The sequence below is a fragment of the Plantactinospora sp. B6F1 genome, assembly GCF_040120695.1.
Lineage (GTDB): Bacteria > Actinomycetota > Actinomycetes > Mycobacteriales > Micromonosporaceae > Plantactinospora.
The window spans coordinates 36,833-52,819 of the sequence record NZ_JBEEAC010000032.1; the positions used below are offsets into that span (position 1 = coordinate 36,833).

Genomic DNA, 15,987 nt, shown 5'->3' on the forward strand with positions numbered 1-15,987 from the left:
TTCGTCGCCATGACGATAAAGGGAGATCCATTTCGCGTCAAGTCGCCGATAAACCGGCTCCGAGCACCGTCGTCAGCGGCTCAGCCGCTGGTACCGCCGGACGGCCAGCGGTGCGAAGACGGCGATCAGCACCAGCGGGAAGGCGACCGCCAGGAGCAGCGGGTGCTGCGCCGCCCAGGAGTCCCCACCGGTCCCGGGGTTGCCGAAGAGTTCGCGGCTGGCCGCCACCGTCGCCGACAGCGGGTTCCAGGACGAGACCGCGCCGAGCCACTCCGGCATCAGGTCCGGTGCCACGAAGACGTTGGAGAGCGCGGTCAGCGGAAAGGCCAGCGGAAAGACGATCACCCCGACGGTGTCCGGGCTCGGCACCATCAGGCCGAGGAAGATGCCGACCCAGGTGAGCGCCAGCCGCAGCAGCAGGATCAGCCCCACCGCGGCGAGCGCGTCGAGCAGGCCGTTGCGCCACTGCCAGCCGACCAGCAGTCCGCAGACCACCAGGACGGTCATCTCCAGCATCGCGCGGAGCAGGTCGGCACCGGTCCGCCCGGTGACCAGCGCGGTCCGGGCCATCGGCATGGAACGGAACCGGTCCACCACGCCCCGGCTGACGTCCATGGCGATGCCGCTGGCGGTGGCGCCCAGCCCGTACAGCATGGTCATCGCGAAGACCCCGGGCAGGAGGTACTCCCGGTAGCTGCCCTGGCCGGGTACCGCCATCCCGCTGCCGAAGACGTAGCCGAAGACCAGCACGAACATGATCGGCAGACTGAAATAGATCACGATCTCCTCGGGCGACCGGACCACGTGCGCCATGTTCCGGCCGGTCATCACCGCGCCGTCGGCCACCGCCCGACGGAACCGGGCCGGCGCGCCCCACCCGGTCATGCCGGTACTCCCGCCGTGGTCGGCCGCGTCGCCCCGGCCTGGTGCCCGGTCAGGTGCAGGAAGGCCTCGTCGAGGGTCGGCCGGCGCAGTCCGATGTCCTGCACCGCGATCCCGGCGTCCCGCAGCGCCCGCATCACGTCGCCGAGTGCCGCCACCCGGTCCACGACCGGGGCGCTGAGCTGCCGGATCTCCGCGTCGAGCGTCACCGGCCCGGCGGAGGACCGCTCCACGATCCCGGCGGCGGTGCCGAGTTCCGCCGCGTGCCGGACGACCACCTCGATCCGGTCCGCACCGATCCGCGCCTTCAGCTCGGCCGAAGTGCCCTCCGCGACCACCCGACCGGCGTCGATCACCAGGATCCGGTCGGCGAGCTGGTCCGCCTCCTCCAGATACTGGGTGGTGAGCAGCACGGTGGTGCCGTCGGCAACCAGGCGCCGTACCGCCGACCAGAGCTGGTTACGGCTGCGCGGGTCGAGCCCGGTGGTCGGCTCGTCGAGGAAGAGCACCCGGGGGGTCATGATCAGACTGGCCGCCAGGTCCAGCCGGCGGCGCATCCCGCCGGAGTACTCCGCGGCCGACCGGCCGGCCGCCGCGGTCAGCCCGAACTGTTCCAGCAGTTCGTCGGCACGACGCCGGGCAGCCTTGGCCGACAGGTGGTGCAGCCGACCGAAAAGGATCAGGTTCTGTCGCCCGCTGAGGATCTCGTCGACCGCCGCGTACTGCCCGGTCAGCCCGATCACCTCACGGACCTGCTCGGGCTGGCGGACCACGTCGTACCCGGCGACCCAGGCCCGACCGGCGTCGAAGCGCAGCAGCGTGGCGAGGATCCGAACCGCCGTGGTCTTGCCGGCACCGTTCGGTCCGAGCAGCCCGCACACCGTGCCGGCCGGCACGCTCAGGTCGAACCCGTCGAGGGCCCGGGTCGCGCCGTACCGCTTGTGCAGCCCCTCGGCCACGACCGCTGATGTCTGTGTTGTCATGCCGTCGACGGTCGCCGACCGCACTCACCGGCCACGCACCGATCACTGACGGCCCCGCTGACCGGTCGCGCACCGATCACAGCCGGCCCCGCCGACCGGCCACGCACCGCCGCCGACCCCCTCGTCGTCGCCGCCGGTGCTCCGGTCAGGCCGCGTCGAGCGCCGCCAATGCCTCTTCCCTGGTCAGGGCGGCGCCTCGGGCCAGCAGACGCCGGTACGCCGGGTCGCCGAGCCGGGCCCGGAGGGTGACGGCGATCGGTGCCGCGTCGATCGCCGCGGCGATGCCGAAACCCGACTGCAGCGCCGCGACCGCGCCGAGCAGCAGGCCGGCCCGGTCGGCGTCGCCGTCCCGGAGTACCGGTCCGACCAGGCCGTCGACCGCGATCGTGAGGGTGCTCAGTTCCCACACTCCCACCGTGGCGCCGAGCACCTGACGGAACCGGGACCCGGCCCCCAGCTCGTCACCGGTCGCCGCCAGGATCTGCCCCAGGCAGACGAGCGCCGCGAGCCGTACCCCCTCGGCACCGAACCAGCCGGTCGGGCACTCCGCCAGCGCCTGCTCACCGAGCCGGCGGGCCCGGTCCAGGTCACCGCGACGCCGGGCGATCTCGCCGAGTCCCAGGTGGGCCGCTGCCAGCTGCTCCGGCGCCCCGGCCGGTAGCGCCAGCTCCAGCACCCGCCGGTAGTCGTCCTCCGCGCCGGTCAGGTCGCCGATGCTGAGCCGGCCGTCGCCCCGGGTCCGCATCAGCTCGGCCATGTCGAGGATCGAGCCGAGTTCGTCGGCGAGCCGCAGCGCCTCGTCGACCAGGTCCGGGTGGGTGTGGTCGCGGCGCCGGTAGGCCAGCTCGATCAGGATCGTCAACACCAGGATCGTCCCCCAGCGCTCCCCGATCGCCCGGAAGTCCGCCAACGCCCGGCCGAGCCTGGAGTGTGCCTCGTCGTACCGGCCCTCGACCATCGAGAGCATCCCCAGGCCGAGTTCCCCCATCGCTGCGCTCCACGGATCGGCGCCGATCAACCGGTCCCAGCCTTCGGGGGTGGCGAGCGGGGTACCCACCAGGTCCGGGGGTGGACCGTTGGCGACCCCGGACAGGTAGAGCAGGAACGGCTGCCGGGGCGGTCGGCCCAGGTTCCACAGGATCGCGGCGGCCGATCCGAGACCCTGCCGGCTCAGGCCGTACCCGCCGAGCGAGGCGTGCAGCAGGCAGAGCGCGTACTCCTCGGCGAGGTCGGGTGGCGGGACGCCGTCGACCTGCTCGACGAGCTGGGCGGCCAGCGCCGCCCCCTCGCCCCGCAGGCCGCGCAGCCACCAGTAGAACGACAGCGCGGCGACCAGCGTCAGCGCGGTCGCCGTGTCTCCGGCGGCCAGCGCCCGGCGCAGCGCGGCGTGCAGGTCGTCGCGGTCGCTGTCCAGCCTGCGCAGCCAGTCCAGCTGCTCCGCGCTCCGCAGCCGCAGGTCGGCGGTACGGGCCAGCTCCAGGAAGTACGCCGCGTGCGCCCGCCGCAGCTCGTCCGCCTCGCCGGCCTCGGCCAGCCGTTCGACACCGAAGGCGCGCACCGTCTCCAGCATCCGGAAACGCCCGCCCCCCGCCTCCACGAGGGACTTGTCGACCAGGCTGGAGAGCAGGTCGAGCACGTCCGCGTCGCGCGGCCCGCAGACCCGCTCGACCGCCTCCAGCTCGGCGCCACCGGCGAAGACCGTCAACCGGCGCGCCAGCCGCTGTTCGGCCTCGTCCAGCAGGTCCCAGCTCCACTGCACCACCGCGCGCAGCGTCTGGTGCCGGGGTTGGGCGAGCCGGCTGCCCCGGGTCAGCAGCCGGAACCGGTCGTCGAGCCGGGCCGCGATCTCCGCCACCGGCAGGGCCCGCAGCCGGGCCGCCGCCAACTCGATGGCGAGCGGCAGGCCGTCGAGGGTACGGCAGATCCGCAGTACCGCGGCAAGGTTGTCGGGGCCGACCGCGAACCCCGGTGCCACGTCCGCGGCCCGCTCGACGAAGAGCCGGACCGCCGCGTACGCCGGGGCGGCCTCGGCGGTTGCCCCGGCCGGTGGCAGGGGCAGCCCGGAGACCGGGCAGAGTGCCTCGCCGGTGAGCCCGAGCGGTTCCCGGCTGGTCGTCAGAACCCGCACCTTCGGGCAGGCGCCGAGGAGCCGGGCGACGAGCCGGGCGACGTCGGCGACCAGGTGCTCGCAGTTGTCGAGGACGAGCAGGATGGCGCGGTCGGCGAGCGCCGTGACCAGACGGTCGGCGGCGTCCCGTGGACCACCCTGGCCGCTCAGCGCGGCGTCCCGCAGTTTCAACGCGGCCAGCACCGCCGAGGCGACGTCCGCGCCCGCGGTCACCGCCGCGAGTTCGACCAGGAAGACCTCCCCGGGCTCCTGGCCGGCCGCCTCGATCGCCAACCGGGTCTTGCCGGCGCCGCCCGGACCGTGCAGGGTGACCAGCCGCGCCTCACCGAGCAGCTTGCCGACCCGGCCCAGTTCCTCCTCCCGTCCGACGAAACTGCTGAGCTGCCCGGGCAGCCCGACCGGCGGCCCCGACACCTCGGCCTCACCCGTGGGCGGCCCGGCGTCCCGAACCGGACCGGGGCGGCGCGTGCCGGCCGGAGCCGGAGCGGGCCGATCCGTGCCAGCCTGGGTCGGGCCGGGCCGAGGCGTGCCGGCGGGGGCCGAACCGGGGTGAGGCGTGCCGGCCGGGAGCAGGCCGGGATCGTCGCGCAGCACGGCCACGTGCAGCGCGGCCAGCTCAGGAGACGGATCGGTGCCCAGGTCCTCCGCGAGTAGCCGGCGGACCTCCTCGAAGGTGCCCAGCGCCTCGGCACGGCGGCCGCTCGCGTGCAGCGCCCGGATCAACAGGCCGCGCAGCCGCTCCCGCAGCGGGTACGCGGCCACCAGCTCGCGCAGCTCGGCCACCGAGGGCCCGGGCCCGGCGAGGTCGAGTTCCGCCGCCACGCGGTCCTCGATGGCGGCCAGCCGCAGCTCGTCCAGGCGGACCGCCTGGGCTCGGGCGAACGGGGCCTCCCGGACGTCGGCCAGCGGCTCCCCGCGCCACAGCCGCGACGCCGCGCGCAACAGCTCGACAGCGCGCCGTCGGTCACCGGCGGCGAGCGCGCCCTGACCATCGGCCACCAGTCGGGTGAACCGGTGCAGGTCGACGTCCTCCGGGTCCACCACGAGCCGGTACCCCGCCGGGTGGAACTCCACCAGGGGCTCCAGCCCGTCGACCCCGGAGAGCACCTGGCGCAACCGGGAGACCTGGGACTGCAACGCGTTCGCGGCCCGGCACGGCGGACGCTCGCCGTAGAGGCCCTGGATGAGTCGGTCCGCCGAGACGACCCGGCCGGCGTCGAGGAGCAGCAGCACCAGGAGGGCACGCAGGCGCGGGCCGCCGACGGCGAGTCGCCCGCCGTCGCCCGCGTACACCTCGGTCGCGCCCAGGATGCCGAACCGCATGACGTCGATTGTCGCCCACCGCCGTGCCGGCGGCGTACGGTCGGATTCTGAGCTGGTTTACGCTTTTTCAGCCTGTATCTTCCTGGTACGGCTAGTTTGATGGTGTTCATCCGCCACTCGATCCCACCAGGAGGCCGGAAGGATGGATGCCGAGGTCAACCTCCGGGTGGACGGGGCCGATCACCGGGTCATCGTGGACACCCGGACCACCCTGCTGGACGCCCTCCGGGAGCGGCTGGGCAACACCAGTCCGAAGAAGGGCTGCGACCACGGGCAGTGCGGCGCCTGCACGGTCCTGCTGGACGGGCGGCGGGTGAACAGTTGCCTCGCCCTCGCGGTGGCACACGACGGGGCCGAGATCGTCACCGCGGCCGGCCTGGCTCCCGACGGCGACCTGCACCCGATGCAGCGCTGCTTCATCCAGTACGACGCCTTCCAATGCGGCTACTGCACGCCCGGGCAGATCGTCTCGGCGGTGGCGATGCTCCGGGAGGCCGAGGCGGGATGGCCGAGCGCGGTGACCGTGGGCGGCGACGGGAGCAGGGTCGGGCTGGACGCCGACGAGATCCGGGAACGGATGAGCGGCAACCTCTGCCGCTGCGCCGCTTACGCGAACATCGTGCCGGCGATCCTGGACCTGGCCCGCCGATGAGGCCCTTCCGGTACCTGCGCGCCGACGACGTGACCGGGGCCGTCGCGCTGCTCGCCGAGGCACCCAACGGCGCCTTCCTCGGCGGCGGGACCAACCTGGTCGACCTGATGAAGCTGGAGGTGGCCACGCCGGACCTGCTGGTCGACGTCCGCCGGCTCACCTCCGACCGGGTCGAGGAACTGCCCGACGGCGGCATCCGGATCGGCGCCGCCACCCCGAACAGCGAGCTGGCGGCACACCCGCTGGTCCGTGAGCGCTATCCGGCGCTCTCCCAGGCGCTGCTCTCCGGCGCCTCCGGCCAGCTGCGCAACCTCGCCACCGCCGCGGGGAACCTGCTGCAACGCACCAGGTGCGTGTACTTCCAGGACCTCACCACCCCGTGCAACAAGCGCCAGCCCGGCACCGGCTGCTCGGCGATCGACGGATACCACCGGGAACTCGCGATCCTCGGCACCTCGTCGGAGTGCGTCGCGACCCATCCGTCGGACTTCGCGGTCGCCCTGGTCGCACTGGACGCGATCGTGCAGACCGAGGGTCCGGCCGGCGGGCGGCGCATCCCCGTCGCCGAACTACACCGGCTGCCGGGGCGCGAACCACACCGGGACACGGTACTGGCGCACGGTGAACTGATCACCGCGATCGAGGTACCGGCGCTCTCCTTCGCCACCCGGTCCCGCTACCGCAAGGTGCGCGACCGGGCGTCGTACGCCTTCGCGCTGGTCTCGGTGGCGGCGGCAATCGACGTGGCGGACGGGATAGTCCGGGACGTCCGGATCGCGCTCGGCGGGGTGGCGCACAAGCCGTGGCGGGCCGACCGGGCCGAGGAACTGCTGCGCGGCGGCCCGGCCCGGGAGGAGCGGTTCCGGGCCGCTGCCGAGGCGGAACTCGGGCAGGCCCAGCCGCTGCCGGGCAACGCCTTCAAGGTGCCGATGGCCCGCAACACCCTGGCCCGGACCCTGCTCGACCTGGTCGACGGATCCGGCTGAGCACCTCGGCGACGGGTACGCCGCCGCGGGTAGGTTGATGCCGCGGGTAGGTTGATCTGGAGGAACGTCGCACCCCACCGGCCCGCTCCGCCGGACCGGCCTGAACCGCAGGAGATCAACCCGATGAACCTTTTTCAACCTGAACCGCGCGACGCTCATGCACCGCGTCCGACCTTGCAGTCCGGCGGACCGCAAGGGGAGGTTGAAAAAGGTTCAATGAACGCAGCGCCGAGCGTGCCGACCCGACCGCTGGCGAACGGTGCCCGGATACCGCAGCTCGGTTTCGGCACCTGGCCGCTGACCGACGAAGAGGCCGAGCGGGCGGTCGCCGAGGCGATCGGGGTCGGTTACCGGCTGATCGACACCGCCTACAAGTACGGCAACGAGGTGGGCGTCGGCCGTGGCCTGCGGGCCTCCGGGGTACCCCGGGAGGAACTCTTCGTCACCAGCAAGCTGAACGGCGAGTGGCACGGCCGGGACCGGGTGCAGGAGGCGTTCCGGGACAGCGTCGGCAAGCTCGGCGTCGACTACCTCGACCTCTATCTGATCCACTGGCCGCTGCCGTGGCAGGACCGGTACGTCGACGCCTTCCTGGGCCTCACCGACCTGCTCCGGGACGGCCGGGTACGGGCCGTCGGACTGTCCAACTTCAAACCGGCGCACATCGACCGGATCCGCGCCGCCACCGGGGTGACACCGGACGTCAACCAGATCCAGCTCGACCCGACGCTGACCCGGGAGGCCGCGCGGGCGTACCACCGGGAGCACGGCATCGCCACCCAGTCTTGGGGACCGATCGGGCATGGCGGCGAGCTCCTCACCCACCCGGTGGTGACCGGGATCGCCGACCGGTACGGCCGCACGCCCGCGCAGGTCGTGCTCCGATGGCACCTCGAACTGGAGCTGATCCCGATTCCGAAGACCGCCTCGCCGGAGCGGATGAAGAGCAACATCGACGTCTTCGACTTCACGCTCGCCCCGGAGGACGTCGCCGCGCTCTCCGCGCTCGACCGGGGCGAGCAGGCCGCGACCGACTCCGACAGGACCGGACACTGACCGGACCGCCGAGCCGGTGGCCCCGCTGACTAGGGCAGCTCCATCGTCTCCGCCACGGCGATCTCCGACAGCGCGGCGGCCAGGTAGTCGCCGACCGCTCCGCCGGCCACCGCGAGCAGGTCGGCGACGAGCAGCGGGGCATGCCGGGCCACCGCCGCCGGCTCGGGTGGCGGCGCCTCGTCCGCCATCTGGTGTACACCGAGCGCGCCGGTCAGCAGCAGCGCCAGCACCTCGACGTCCAGCCCCGGCAGCCAGCTGGCGTTGCTCCGGGCACAGCGTACGAGTACCGCCTGCACGTCCTCGCCGTCCAGCCCGTCCGGGTGCGCCTGCTCCAGCAGTGTCCGCAGCACCGCGCCGAGCACCAGCCCGACCTGTTCGGCGGGGAGCAGGGCCAGATCTCCGGCCGCCTCGTCGAGGGCGTCCGGGTCCCGCGCCCGGACCGCCTCGACGGCACGGACGGTGGCCTGCGTGATGGCCCGGGGCACCGCTGGGGTCATCCGCACATTCAACCGGACGCACGCCGGCCGGCCCGACGCGGCCGGGCACCCCGCCAGCCCGATCCGGGGCTCACCCGCCGATCCGGCCCCGGGCTCAGTCGCCGGTCAGCAGTTGGTCGAAGCTCGTGGTGAGCCGGAACGGGTCGGCGGCCTCGGTCGGTTCGCGGCGGGCGATCTGCGCGGCGAGTTCCCGGGCGGCCCGGTCGATCCGGCCGCGCAGCGTGCCCTGCGCGCTGCCGCCGGCCCAGTCCTCCGGCGCCGCGAAGACCGAGGTCGGCACCACCACCGCGCGCAGGTAGCTGAACATCGGCCGGAGGGCGTGTTCGAGCGCGAGGGAGTGCCGGGCGGTCCCCCCGGTCGCGCCGATCAGTACCGGCCGGTCGACCAGGGCGTCGTCGCCGACCAGGTCGAAGAACGCCTTGAACAGCCCGCTGTACGAGGCGTTGAAGATTGGCGTCACCACGATCAGTCCGTCCGCCGCGGCGACCGTGTCCAGGGCCGGCTTGAGCGACGCCGGCGGGAAGCCGGCCAGCAGGTGGTTCACGATGTCGTGCCCGTGGTCGCGCAGCTCGATCGGCTCGGTCTCGACCGGCACGCCCCGCCGGTCGAGTTCCGCCGCGCTGGCCTCGGCGAGCTGGTCGGCCAGCAGCCTGGTGGAGGAGGGCACCCGCAGCCCGGCCGAGACCACCACGAGCCGGCGGGCGGTCATCGGGCGGCTCCCGCCCCGGTGGCCGCCGCCGCGTCCCGCTCGGCCTTCATCGACGCGTGCGTCGGTGCCTCGGGTACGTGCGCGGGGCGCAGCGCGGCGAACTCCCGTCGCAGTACCGGTACGACCTCCTCGCCGAGGATGTCCAACTGCTCCAGTACGGTCTTCAGCGGCAGTCCGGCGTGGTCGATCAGGAAGAGCTGCCGCTGGTAGTCGCCGACGTAGTCGCGGAAGGTGAGGGTGCGGTCGATCACCTGCTGCGGGCTGCCGACGGTCAGCGGGGTCTCCCGGGTGAAGTCCTCCAGCGACGGACCGTGCCCGTAGACGGGGGCGTTGTCGAAGTACGGCCGGAACTCGCGTACCGCGTCCTGGGAGTTGCGCCGCATGAACACCTGGCCGCCGAGGCCGACGATGGCCTGGTCGGCGGCGCCGTGGCCGTAGTACTCGAACCGCTGCCGGTAGAGGCCCACCATCCGCTGGGTGTGCTCCTTGGGCCAGAAGATGTGGTTGGCGAAGAAGCCGTCGCCGTAGTAGGCGGCCTGCTCGGCGATCTCCGGGCTGCGGATGGAGCCGTGCCAGACGAACGGAGGGATCCCGTCCAGCGGCCGGGGTGTGGAGGTGAACGACTGCAACGGGGTGCGGAACCTGCCCTCCCAGTCGACGACGTCCTCGCGCCACAACCGGCGCAGCAGGTCGTAGTTGTTGATCGCCAGCGGGATGCCGTTGCGGATGTCCTGCCCGAACCACGGGTACACCGGTCCGGTGTTGCCCCGACCCATCATCAGGTCGACCCGGCCGTCGGCCAGGTGCTGGAGCATGGCGTAGTCCTCGGCGATCTTCACCGGATCGTTGGTGGTGATCAGGGTGGTGGCGGTGGAGAGCAGCAGCCGGCTGGTCCGGGCCGCGACGAACCCGAGCATCGTGGTGGGGGACGACGGCACGAACGGCGGGTTGTGGTGCTCGCCCGTGGCGAAGACGTCGAGGCCGACCTCCTCCGCCTTCAACGCGATGGCGACCATCGCCTTGATCCGCTCCGCCTCGGACGGCTCCCGTCCGTTCGTCGGGTCGGTGGTCACGTCGCCCACGCTGAAGATCCCGAACTGCATCACCAGCTCCTCACTCGGTACCCGGTGCCAACCTCCGGTTGCCCCGCACAACATACTTGCCGTGTCAACTATTCCGCCGTACGCCGCCGCGCACCACAGCCCATTCCCCCCGGGCCGCCACCGGACACCCCGGCGGGCCGGGCCGACCGGATGGGTGATCTCCGCCATGCCGGCCGGGCGAAACTGCACGGCACACGGCGGATACGTTATTCATGTCGGGTGCAGGCTGGCAGCGCAGGACGAGACGACGTGGCGCCGACCGGCGCGCCGGGGATCGATTCGGCACGTCCGTGGGTCCGCCCCGGGCCGACCCGGCAACAGCGCCAGCGGGACCTCTACCTGGGCCTGTCGATGGCCGCGCTGGGCCTGCTCAGCGTGATGCTGTCGACCAGCATGGGCAGCTTTCCGCTCGGCACCCCGCCGCCCTGGCCGGAGCGACTGGCCTGGGTGGTCGCCGGTGGTCTGCCGCTGATCTGGCGGCGCAGCCATCCGGAGATCAGCACCGTGGTACTCGCCGCGATCTTCATCACCGCCCAGGTCCGGCACAGCCCGGAGGTGCCGGTCGCCTCCGCCGGGCTCTTCATCGCCGTCTACAGCCTCGGCGTCTGGGGACGGGACCGCCGGCTCTCCGCCCGGATCAGGATCGGGGTCATCGCCGCGATGTTCGCCTGGCTGGTGATCGGCGCCGGGATGAGCATCGCGTCGATCGAGTCGGACCTTCCGGACGGGAGCGGTCCGATCTCCCCGTTCGTCGCCGCCGTGATCACCACCGTGCTGTTCAACGTCGCCTTCTTCCTCCTCGCCTACCTGCTCGGCAACCGCACCTGGACCTCCGCCCTGCGCCAGCACGAACTGGAGGTGCAGGCCGAGGAGCTACGCCGGTCCCGGGCCGAGAACGCCGAGCGGGCGGTCAACCAGGAACGGGTACGAATCGCCCGCGAGCTGCACGACGTCGTCGCCCACCACGTCTCGGTGATGGGCGTACAGGCCAGCGCGAGCCGGCGGGTGATGGACAGGGACCCGGAGAAGGCCAAGACCGCGCTCGCCGCCGTGGAGCAGAGCGCGCGTACCGCCGTCGACGAGCTGCGGCGGATGTTGGGGGTGCTCCGCAACGCCGGCGCCGCGGACGAAGCGCTCGGCTACGGGCTGGAACAGGTCGACAGCCTGCTCCAGGGGGCCCGGGACGCCGGACTCGCCGTCGAGTACAAAATCTACGGTACGCCGGTACCGGTACCGGAGTCGATCTCCCTGGCCGGCTACCGGGTGGTCCAGGAGGCGATGACGAACACGATCAAGCATGCCCGGGCCAGCGCGGTCGACGTGCGGATCCGGTACCTGCGCCGGGAGGTCGAGGTGGAGGTGACCGACGACGGCCGTACCGGGCGGGCCGCGTCCTCCGGCACCGGTGGACTCGGCCTGATCGGGATGCGGGAACGGGTCGCCGCGCACGACGGCAGCCTGGAGGTGGGTGCCCGGCCCGCCGGCGGTTTCCGGGTGAGGGCCCGCTTCCCGATCGCCCAGGCCGACGCCGGCGACGTCTCCCCCGGGACGGCGAGCGGGCGAGCCGGGGAGGGGTCATGACCGAACCGATCCCGGAGACCGCGATCCGGGTCCTCCTCGCCGACGACCAGCACCTGGTCCGGGCCGGCCTGCGGATCATCCTCGAGACGGAGGAGGACCTCGAGGTGGTCGGCGAGGCGGCGGACGGCCGGCGGGCGGTCGAGCTCGCCCTGTCCCAGCGGCCCGACGTCGTACTGCTGGACGTGGAGATGCCGCACCTGGACGGGCTGGCCGCGACCCGGCAGATCGTCGCGGCCACCGGGGCGGACGGGCCCGCGGTGCTGATTCTGACCACCTTCGACCGGGACGACTACCTCTTCGCCGCACTCCGGGCCGGAGCCAGCGGCTTCCTACTCAAGAACGGCTCACCCGAGGATCTGGTCGAGGCGGTGCGGATCCTGGCCCGGGGTGACGCGCTGCTCGCACCGCAGATCACCCGGCGGGTGATCGCGACCTTCACCACCCCGGCCGGCACGGCGGCCCAGTCGGCCAGCCGGCCGGACGCGGGCAGCGGAGCCGCCGACCTGGACCGACGCCGGCTGGCCGAGTTGACCGAGCGGGAACGGGAGGTACTGGTGCAGCTCGCCGGGGGCGCCTCCAACGCCGAGATCGCCGAGCGGCTGCTGCTCGGCGAGGCGACCGTGAAGACACACGTCTCCCGGGTCCTGATGAAGCTCGGGCTGCGCGACCGTACCCAGGCGGTCGTCTTCGCGTACGAACACGGGGTGGTGACCCCGGGCGGTGCCGGCGGCTGACGGCTCGGCCGCCGGGCGCGTCGCCCGGTCATCCCCACGGTCCGCCACACCGGTCATCCCTGTGGCGTGCCGCACCGGAAGTGGATCATCCTCACGGTTCCGCCGCGCGGCGGACGCCGGACGGTTCAGGCCGAACTAACCTCGTCCCCGCTGGCGCAGGGCGCGCCGGCGGAGCACCTGGGAAAGGAGGCCGGATGCTGCGCGTGGCGTCCGTCGATCGGTCGTACGGCGACCGGAGAGTGCTCGACGACATCTCGTTCGAGGTGGCCCCGGGCCGGATGACCGGGTTCGTCGGCGCCAACGGTGCCGGCAAGACCACCTCGATGCGGATCATCCTCGGCCTGCTCGCCGCCGACTCGGGGACGGTGACCTGGAACGGTGAGCCGATCACCCGGGCCGTGCGGCAGCGCTTCGGCTACATGCCCGAGGAGCGCGGCCTCTACCCGAAGATGAAGATCCGGGAGCAGCTCGTCTACCTCGGCCGGCTGTACGGGCTTACCGCGCTGGCCGCCCGGCGCAGCGTCGACGACCTGCTCGACCGGGTCGGGCTGGCCGAGCGGGCCAACGATCCGCTGGAGAAGCTCTCCCTCGGCAACCAGCAGCGGGCCCAGATCGCGGCGGCGCTGGTGCACGACCCCGAGCTGCTGATCCTGGACGAGCCCTTCTCCGGTCTCGACCCGATCGCGGTCGAGATGATCGCCGGGGTGCTGCGGGAGCGGGCCGACCGGGGGGTACCGGTGCTCTTCTCCAGCCACCAGCTCGACGTGGTGGAGCGGCTCTGCGACGACCTGGTGATCATCGCCGCCGGGGCGGTACGCGCCAGCGGAAGCCGCGCCGAACTCCGCTCCCGGTACGCGGCCCCGCACTACCAGCTCGTCACCGACGGCGACGCCGGCTGGGTCCGTGACCTGCCCGGGATCTCCATCGTGGATCTCGACGGCGCACGGGTCGTGATCGAACTCGCCGTTCCGGACGACGACCAGGCGGTACTGCGGGCGGCCCTGGCCCGTGGCCCGGTACGCGCCTTCGGCCCCATCGTTCCCTCGCTCGCCGAGATCTTCCGGGAGGTAACCCAGTGACGACGCTCGCACCGTCCCCGACCCGGTCGCAGGCCGGACCGGCCGCAGCCCGCACCACGATGTGGAGCGCGACGAAGCTGGTCGCCGGCCGGGAGATCGTGGTCAAGCTCCGGGACCGGACGTTCCTGGTCAGTACCATCCTCTTCCTGGTGGTCGCGGCGGCCGGCACGGTGCTGCCGGCACTCTTCTCCGACGGCAGCTCGACGGTGGCGGTGGTCGGCGCGGGCGAGGTTGGCGGCGTCCTGGACCGGGCCGGTATGGAGGTGGTGGCCGCCGCCGACGTCGCGGCGGCGGAGCAGCTCGTCCGGGACGGCGAGGTGGACGCCGCCGTGGTGCCGGGCGACGGGGCCGGCGGCATCCGGGTGCTGGCGATGGATCGCACCCCGGACTCGGTGGTACGGGCGCTGAGCAGCGCTCCCCCGGTGCACCTGCTGAACCCGGACGCGGTCGACCCGATGCTGGCCTTCCTGGTGCCGATGGCTTTCTCGATGGTCTTCTTCTTCCTCTCCATCACCTTCGGCGTGCAGATCGCGCAGAGCGTCACCGAGGAGAAGCAGACCCGCATCGTGGAGATCCTGGTGGCGGCGGTACCGGTCCGGGCGCTGCTTGCCGGCAAGGTACTCGGCAACGGCGCGCTCGCGTTCGGTCAGGTGGCGCTGATCGCGCTGGTCGCGGTGATCTCCATGCAGGTCGTCGGCAGCGACGCCGGTCTGCTGGCCCAGCTCGGCCCGGCGATCGCCTGGTTCATCCCGTTCTTCGTGGTCGGCTTCGTGCTGATGGCCTCGCTGTGGGCGGTCACCGGCGCGCTGGTCAGCCGGCAGGAGGACATCAGCGGGGCGTCCGGGCCGGCCCAGTTGGTGATCATGGCGCCGTTCTTCCTGGTGATCTTCCTCAACGGCAACCCGACGGCGATGGCGGTGCTCTCCTACGTGCCGTTCTCCGCGCCGACCGCGATGCCGCTGCGGCTCTTCTTCGGCGACGCCGCCGGCTGGGAGCCGGTGCTGGCCCTGCTGGTCCTGCTCGGCGCCGCCGCGCTCTGCATCACGCTCGCCGCCCGGCTCTACGAGGGATCGCTGCTGCGCACCAACGGTAAGACCTCGCTGCGGGCCGCGTGGCGGGAGCGGGAGACCCGGGTCTCCTGAGGGCCCGACCACCGGATCAGGATCGTGTCGCGGCGAGGCCGGAACAGCGCCTCGCCGCGGCGATCCTGTCCTCGATCCGCCCCCGGGCGGCACCGGAGACGAGCACCGGCTGACCGGTCCGGGAGACCGTGGCCGGCAGGAACTCGTTGCGGATCACCGTACGGTCCCGGACGGTCAGCCGGAGCACCCCGGAGTCGGTGCTCTTCGAGTCGCCGTACCAGAGGAAGTTGCCGAGCCCGTAGTGCACGTACGTCCGGCCGAGCCAGCCGTCGGCGAGCAGGGTGTGCGCGTGCGTACCGAGCACGATGTCGGCGCCGGCCCGGGACAACCGGCCGGCGAAGCCCTTCATCTCCCCGCTCGGGCAGGAACTCCCCTCGATCCCCCAGTGCATGAAGACGATCACCAGATCGGCCTGCTTCCGGGCAGCTCGGACGGCGGCGGTGGCCCGGGCGGTGTCGAACGCCATCGCCACACCGGGACGGGTCGCGGTCGGCTTCCACCGCCCGGCCAGCTCGTGCACCTGTGACATGCCGAGTACGGCGATCCGCACCCCGCGCACCGTGGTCAGCCAGGGCGCGTACGCCGCGTCGGCGTCGATGCCGGCGCCGAAGACCGGGAACCGCGCCCTGTTCGCCGCGTCGAGGGTGTCCCGGAGCCCCACCTGCCCGTAGTCCAGTACGTGGTTGTTGGCGACCGAGGCGGCGTCCACCCCGGCGGCCCGCAGCGCCGGGTAGGCGCTCGCCGGTGCCCGGAAGTGGAATCGCTTCGGCTGCGGGGTGCCCCGACCGGTCACCGCCGTCTCCAGGTTCAGCACGGTCAGGTCGGCGCCCCGCAGCCTCGACGCGATCGGACCGAACGCCGTCTCCGGCTCGTCGAGCAGCCGCAGCGTACGCCCGGTGAAGTGGACGTCACCGGCGAACGCCAGCCGCAGCTCGACCGGCGCGGCCGGGGTCGGTGACGCCGCCGGGGTGGTCTGCGCCGGAGCAGGCGGGCTCACCGGGGCCCCGGGTGTCGCCGGGGCGGCGTCCGGCTCCGCCGAACAGCCGAGCAGGATCGCCCCGGCCGTGACCCCCGCCAGCATCGCCCGCCACGCCCGCACCGCGCCGCCGCTCATCCGGCGAGGGTACGCGGC

General features: G+C 72.9%; 14 protein-coding genes. 7 read left to right on the top strand and 7 right to left on the bottom strand.

Annotated features, from left to right (window positions below; translation table 11 throughout):
* Positions 1-72: 72 nt before the first annotated feature.
* The 3 genes from ABNF97_RS27955 to ABNF97_RS27965 all read right to left on the bottom strand — a co-directional run bounded on the left by ABNF97_RS27955 (position 73) and on the right by ABNF97_RS27965 (position 5,316).
* Complete coding sequence (locus ABNF97_RS27955) at positions 73-885, bottom strand: ABC transporter permease (RefSeq protein WP_349340364.1); 813 nt, start codon at positions 883-885, stop codon at positions 73-75.
* Complete coding sequence (locus ABNF97_RS27960) at positions 882-1,865, bottom strand: ATP-binding cassette domain-containing protein (RefSeq protein ID WP_130463333.1); 984 nt, start codon at positions 1,863-1,865, stop codon at positions 882-884. The genes ABNF97_RS27955 and ABNF97_RS27960 overlap by 4 nt, the downstream gene beginning before the upstream one ends.
* A gap of 145 nt (positions 1,866-2,010) precedes the next feature.
* Positions 2,011-5,316 carry an AfsR/SARP family transcriptional regulator gene (locus tag ABNF97_RS27965; RefSeq protein WP_349340365.1) on the bottom strand — a complete coding sequence of 1,102 codons (3,306 nt, stop codon included), beginning with the start codon at positions 5,314-5,316 and terminating at the stop codon, positions 2,011-2,013.
* Positions 5,317-5,458: 142 nt separating this feature from the next.
* Between ABNF97_RS27965 and ABNF97_RS27970 the strand changes: the two genes are divergently transcribed.
* The 3 genes from ABNF97_RS27970 (at position 5,459) to ABNF97_RS27980 (ending at position 8,010) form a co-directional block, all read left to right on the top strand.
* The gene (locus tag ABNF97_RS27970; RefSeq protein ID WP_130463335.1) at positions 5,459-5,968 is read left to right on the top strand and encodes a 2Fe-2S iron-sulfur cluster-binding protein; all 510 of its coding nucleotides are present in this window, start codon (positions 5,459-5,461) and stop codon (positions 5,966-5,968) included.
* On the top strand, positions 5,965-6,954 hold the full coding sequence (locus ABNF97_RS27975) for an FAD binding domain-containing protein (protein WP_349340366.1): 990 nt from the start codon (positions 5,965-5,967) through the stop codon (positions 6,952-6,954). The genes ABNF97_RS27970 and ABNF97_RS27975 overlap by 4 nt, the downstream gene beginning before the upstream one ends.
* 216 nt (positions 6,955-7,170) lie before the next feature.
* Positions 7,171-8,010, top strand: coding sequence for an aldo/keto reductase (locus tag ABNF97_RS27980; protein ID WP_130463337.1), 840 nt, complete (start codon positions 7,171-7,173; stop codon positions 8,008-8,010).
* 29 nt (positions 8,011-8,039) lie between these two features.
* On the opposite strand, the gene ABNF97_RS27985 is transcribed toward ABNF97_RS27980, so the two are convergent.
* From ABNF97_RS27985 to ABNF97_RS27995, 3 genes are all read right to left on the bottom strand, one after another.
* Entirely contained in the window at positions 8,040-8,507 is a 468-nt protein-coding gene (locus tag ABNF97_RS27985) for a hypothetical protein (RefSeq protein ID WP_130463338.1), read from the bottom strand.
* A gap of 94 nt (positions 8,508-8,601) precedes the next feature.
* Entirely contained in the window at positions 8,602-9,216 is a 615-nt protein-coding gene (locus ABNF97_RS27990) for a CE1759 family FMN reductase (protein WP_130463339.1), read from the bottom strand.
* Complete coding sequence (locus tag ABNF97_RS27995) at positions 9,213-10,319, bottom strand: LLM class flavin-dependent oxidoreductase (protein ID WP_349340367.1); 1,107 nt, start codon at positions 10,317-10,319, stop codon at positions 9,213-9,215. The genes ABNF97_RS27990 and ABNF97_RS27995 overlap by 4 nt, the downstream gene beginning before the upstream one ends.
* A 273-nt stretch (positions 10,320-10,592) precedes the next feature.
* Between ABNF97_RS27995 and ABNF97_RS28000 the strand changes: the two genes are divergently transcribed.
* The 4 genes from ABNF97_RS28000 (at position 10,593) to ABNF97_RS28015 (ending at position 14,855) form a co-directional block, all read left to right on the top strand.
* Positions 10,593-11,900 carry a sensor histidine kinase gene (locus ABNF97_RS28000; protein WP_349340379.1) on the top strand — a complete coding sequence of 436 codons (1,308 nt, stop codon included), beginning with the start codon at positions 10,593-10,595 and terminating at the stop codon, positions 11,898-11,900.
* Positions 11,897-12,634, top strand: a complete 738-nt coding sequence (locus ABNF97_RS28005) for a response regulator (protein ID WP_130463341.1) — start codon at positions 11,897-11,899, stop codon at positions 12,632-12,634. Before ABNF97_RS28000 ends, ABNF97_RS28005 begins: the two co-directional genes overlap by 4 nt.
* A 194-nt stretch (positions 12,635-12,828) precedes the next feature.
* Entirely contained in the window at positions 12,829-13,713 is an 885-nt protein-coding gene (locus ABNF97_RS28010) for an ABC transporter ATP-binding protein (RefSeq protein WP_349340368.1), read from the top strand.
* A 59-nt stretch (positions 13,714-13,772) separates the two neighbouring features.
* Entirely contained in the window at positions 13,773-14,855 is a 1,083-nt protein-coding gene (locus ABNF97_RS28015; RefSeq protein WP_130466058.1) for an ABC transporter permease, read from the top strand.
* Positions 14,856-14,871: 16 nt separating this feature from the next.
* Here ABNF97_RS28015 and ABNF97_RS28020 read toward each other — a convergent pair whose 3' ends face one another.
* A complete protein-coding gene (locus tag ABNF97_RS28020; RefSeq protein ID WP_349340369.1) occupies positions 14,872-15,969 on the bottom strand; it encodes a CapA family protein in 1,098 nt (365 codons plus the stop codon).
* Between the last annotated feature and the right edge of the window lie 18 nt (positions 15,970-15,987).

Bases quoted from the DNA above. Each gene is read 5' to 3' on its own strand.
- ABNF97_RS27955 (WP_349340364.1), bottom strand. From the start codon at position 885: ATGACCGGGTGGGGCGCGCCGGCCCGGTTCCGTCGGGCGGTGGCCGAC.
- ABNF97_RS28005 (WP_130463341.1), top strand. From the start codon at position 11,897: ATGACCGAACCGATCCCGGAGACCGCGATCCGGGTCCTCCTCGCCGAC.
- ABNF97_RS27965 (WP_349340365.1), bottom strand. From the start codon at position 5,316: ATGCGGTTCGGCATCCTGGGCGCGACCGAGGTGTACGCGGGCGACGGC.
- ABNF97_RS28020 (WP_349340369.1), bottom strand. From the start codon at position 15,969: ATGAGCGGCGGCGCGGTGCGGGCGTGGCGGGCGATGCTGGCGGGGGTC.
- ABNF97_RS27995 (WP_349340367.1), bottom strand. From the start codon at position 10,319: ATGCAGTTCGGGATCTTCAGCGTGGGCGACGTGACCACCGACCCGACG.
- ABNF97_RS28015 (WP_130466058.1), top strand. From the start codon at position 13,773: ATGTGGAGCGCGACGAAGCTGGTCGCCGGCCGGGAGATCGTGGTCAAG.
- ABNF97_RS27975 (WP_349340366.1), top strand. From the start codon at position 5,965: ATGAGGCCCTTCCGGTACCTGCGCGCCGACGACGTGACCGGGGCCGTC.
- ABNF97_RS27990 (WP_130463339.1), bottom strand. From the start codon at position 9,216: ATGACCGCCCGCCGGCTCGTGGTGGTCTCGGCCGGGCTGCGGGTGCCC.
- ABNF97_RS27960 (WP_130463333.1), bottom strand. From the start codon at position 1,865: ATGACAACACAGACATCAGCGGTCGTGGCCGAGGGGCTGCACAAGCGG.
- ABNF97_RS28010 (WP_349340368.1), top strand. From the start codon at position 12,829: ATGCTGCGCGTGGCGTCCGTCGATCGGTCGTACGGCGACCGGAGAGTG.
- ABNF97_RS27970 (WP_130463335.1), top strand. From the start codon at position 5,459: ATGGATGCCGAGGTCAACCTCCGGGTGGACGGGGCCGATCACCGGGTC.
- ABNF97_RS27980 (WP_130463337.1), top strand. From the start codon at position 7,171: ATGAACGCAGCGCCGAGCGTGCCGACCCGACCGCTGGCGAACGGTGCC.
- ABNF97_RS27985 (WP_130463338.1), bottom strand. From the start codon at position 8,507: ATGACCCCAGCGGTGCCCCGGGCCATCACGCAGGCCACCGTCCGTGCC.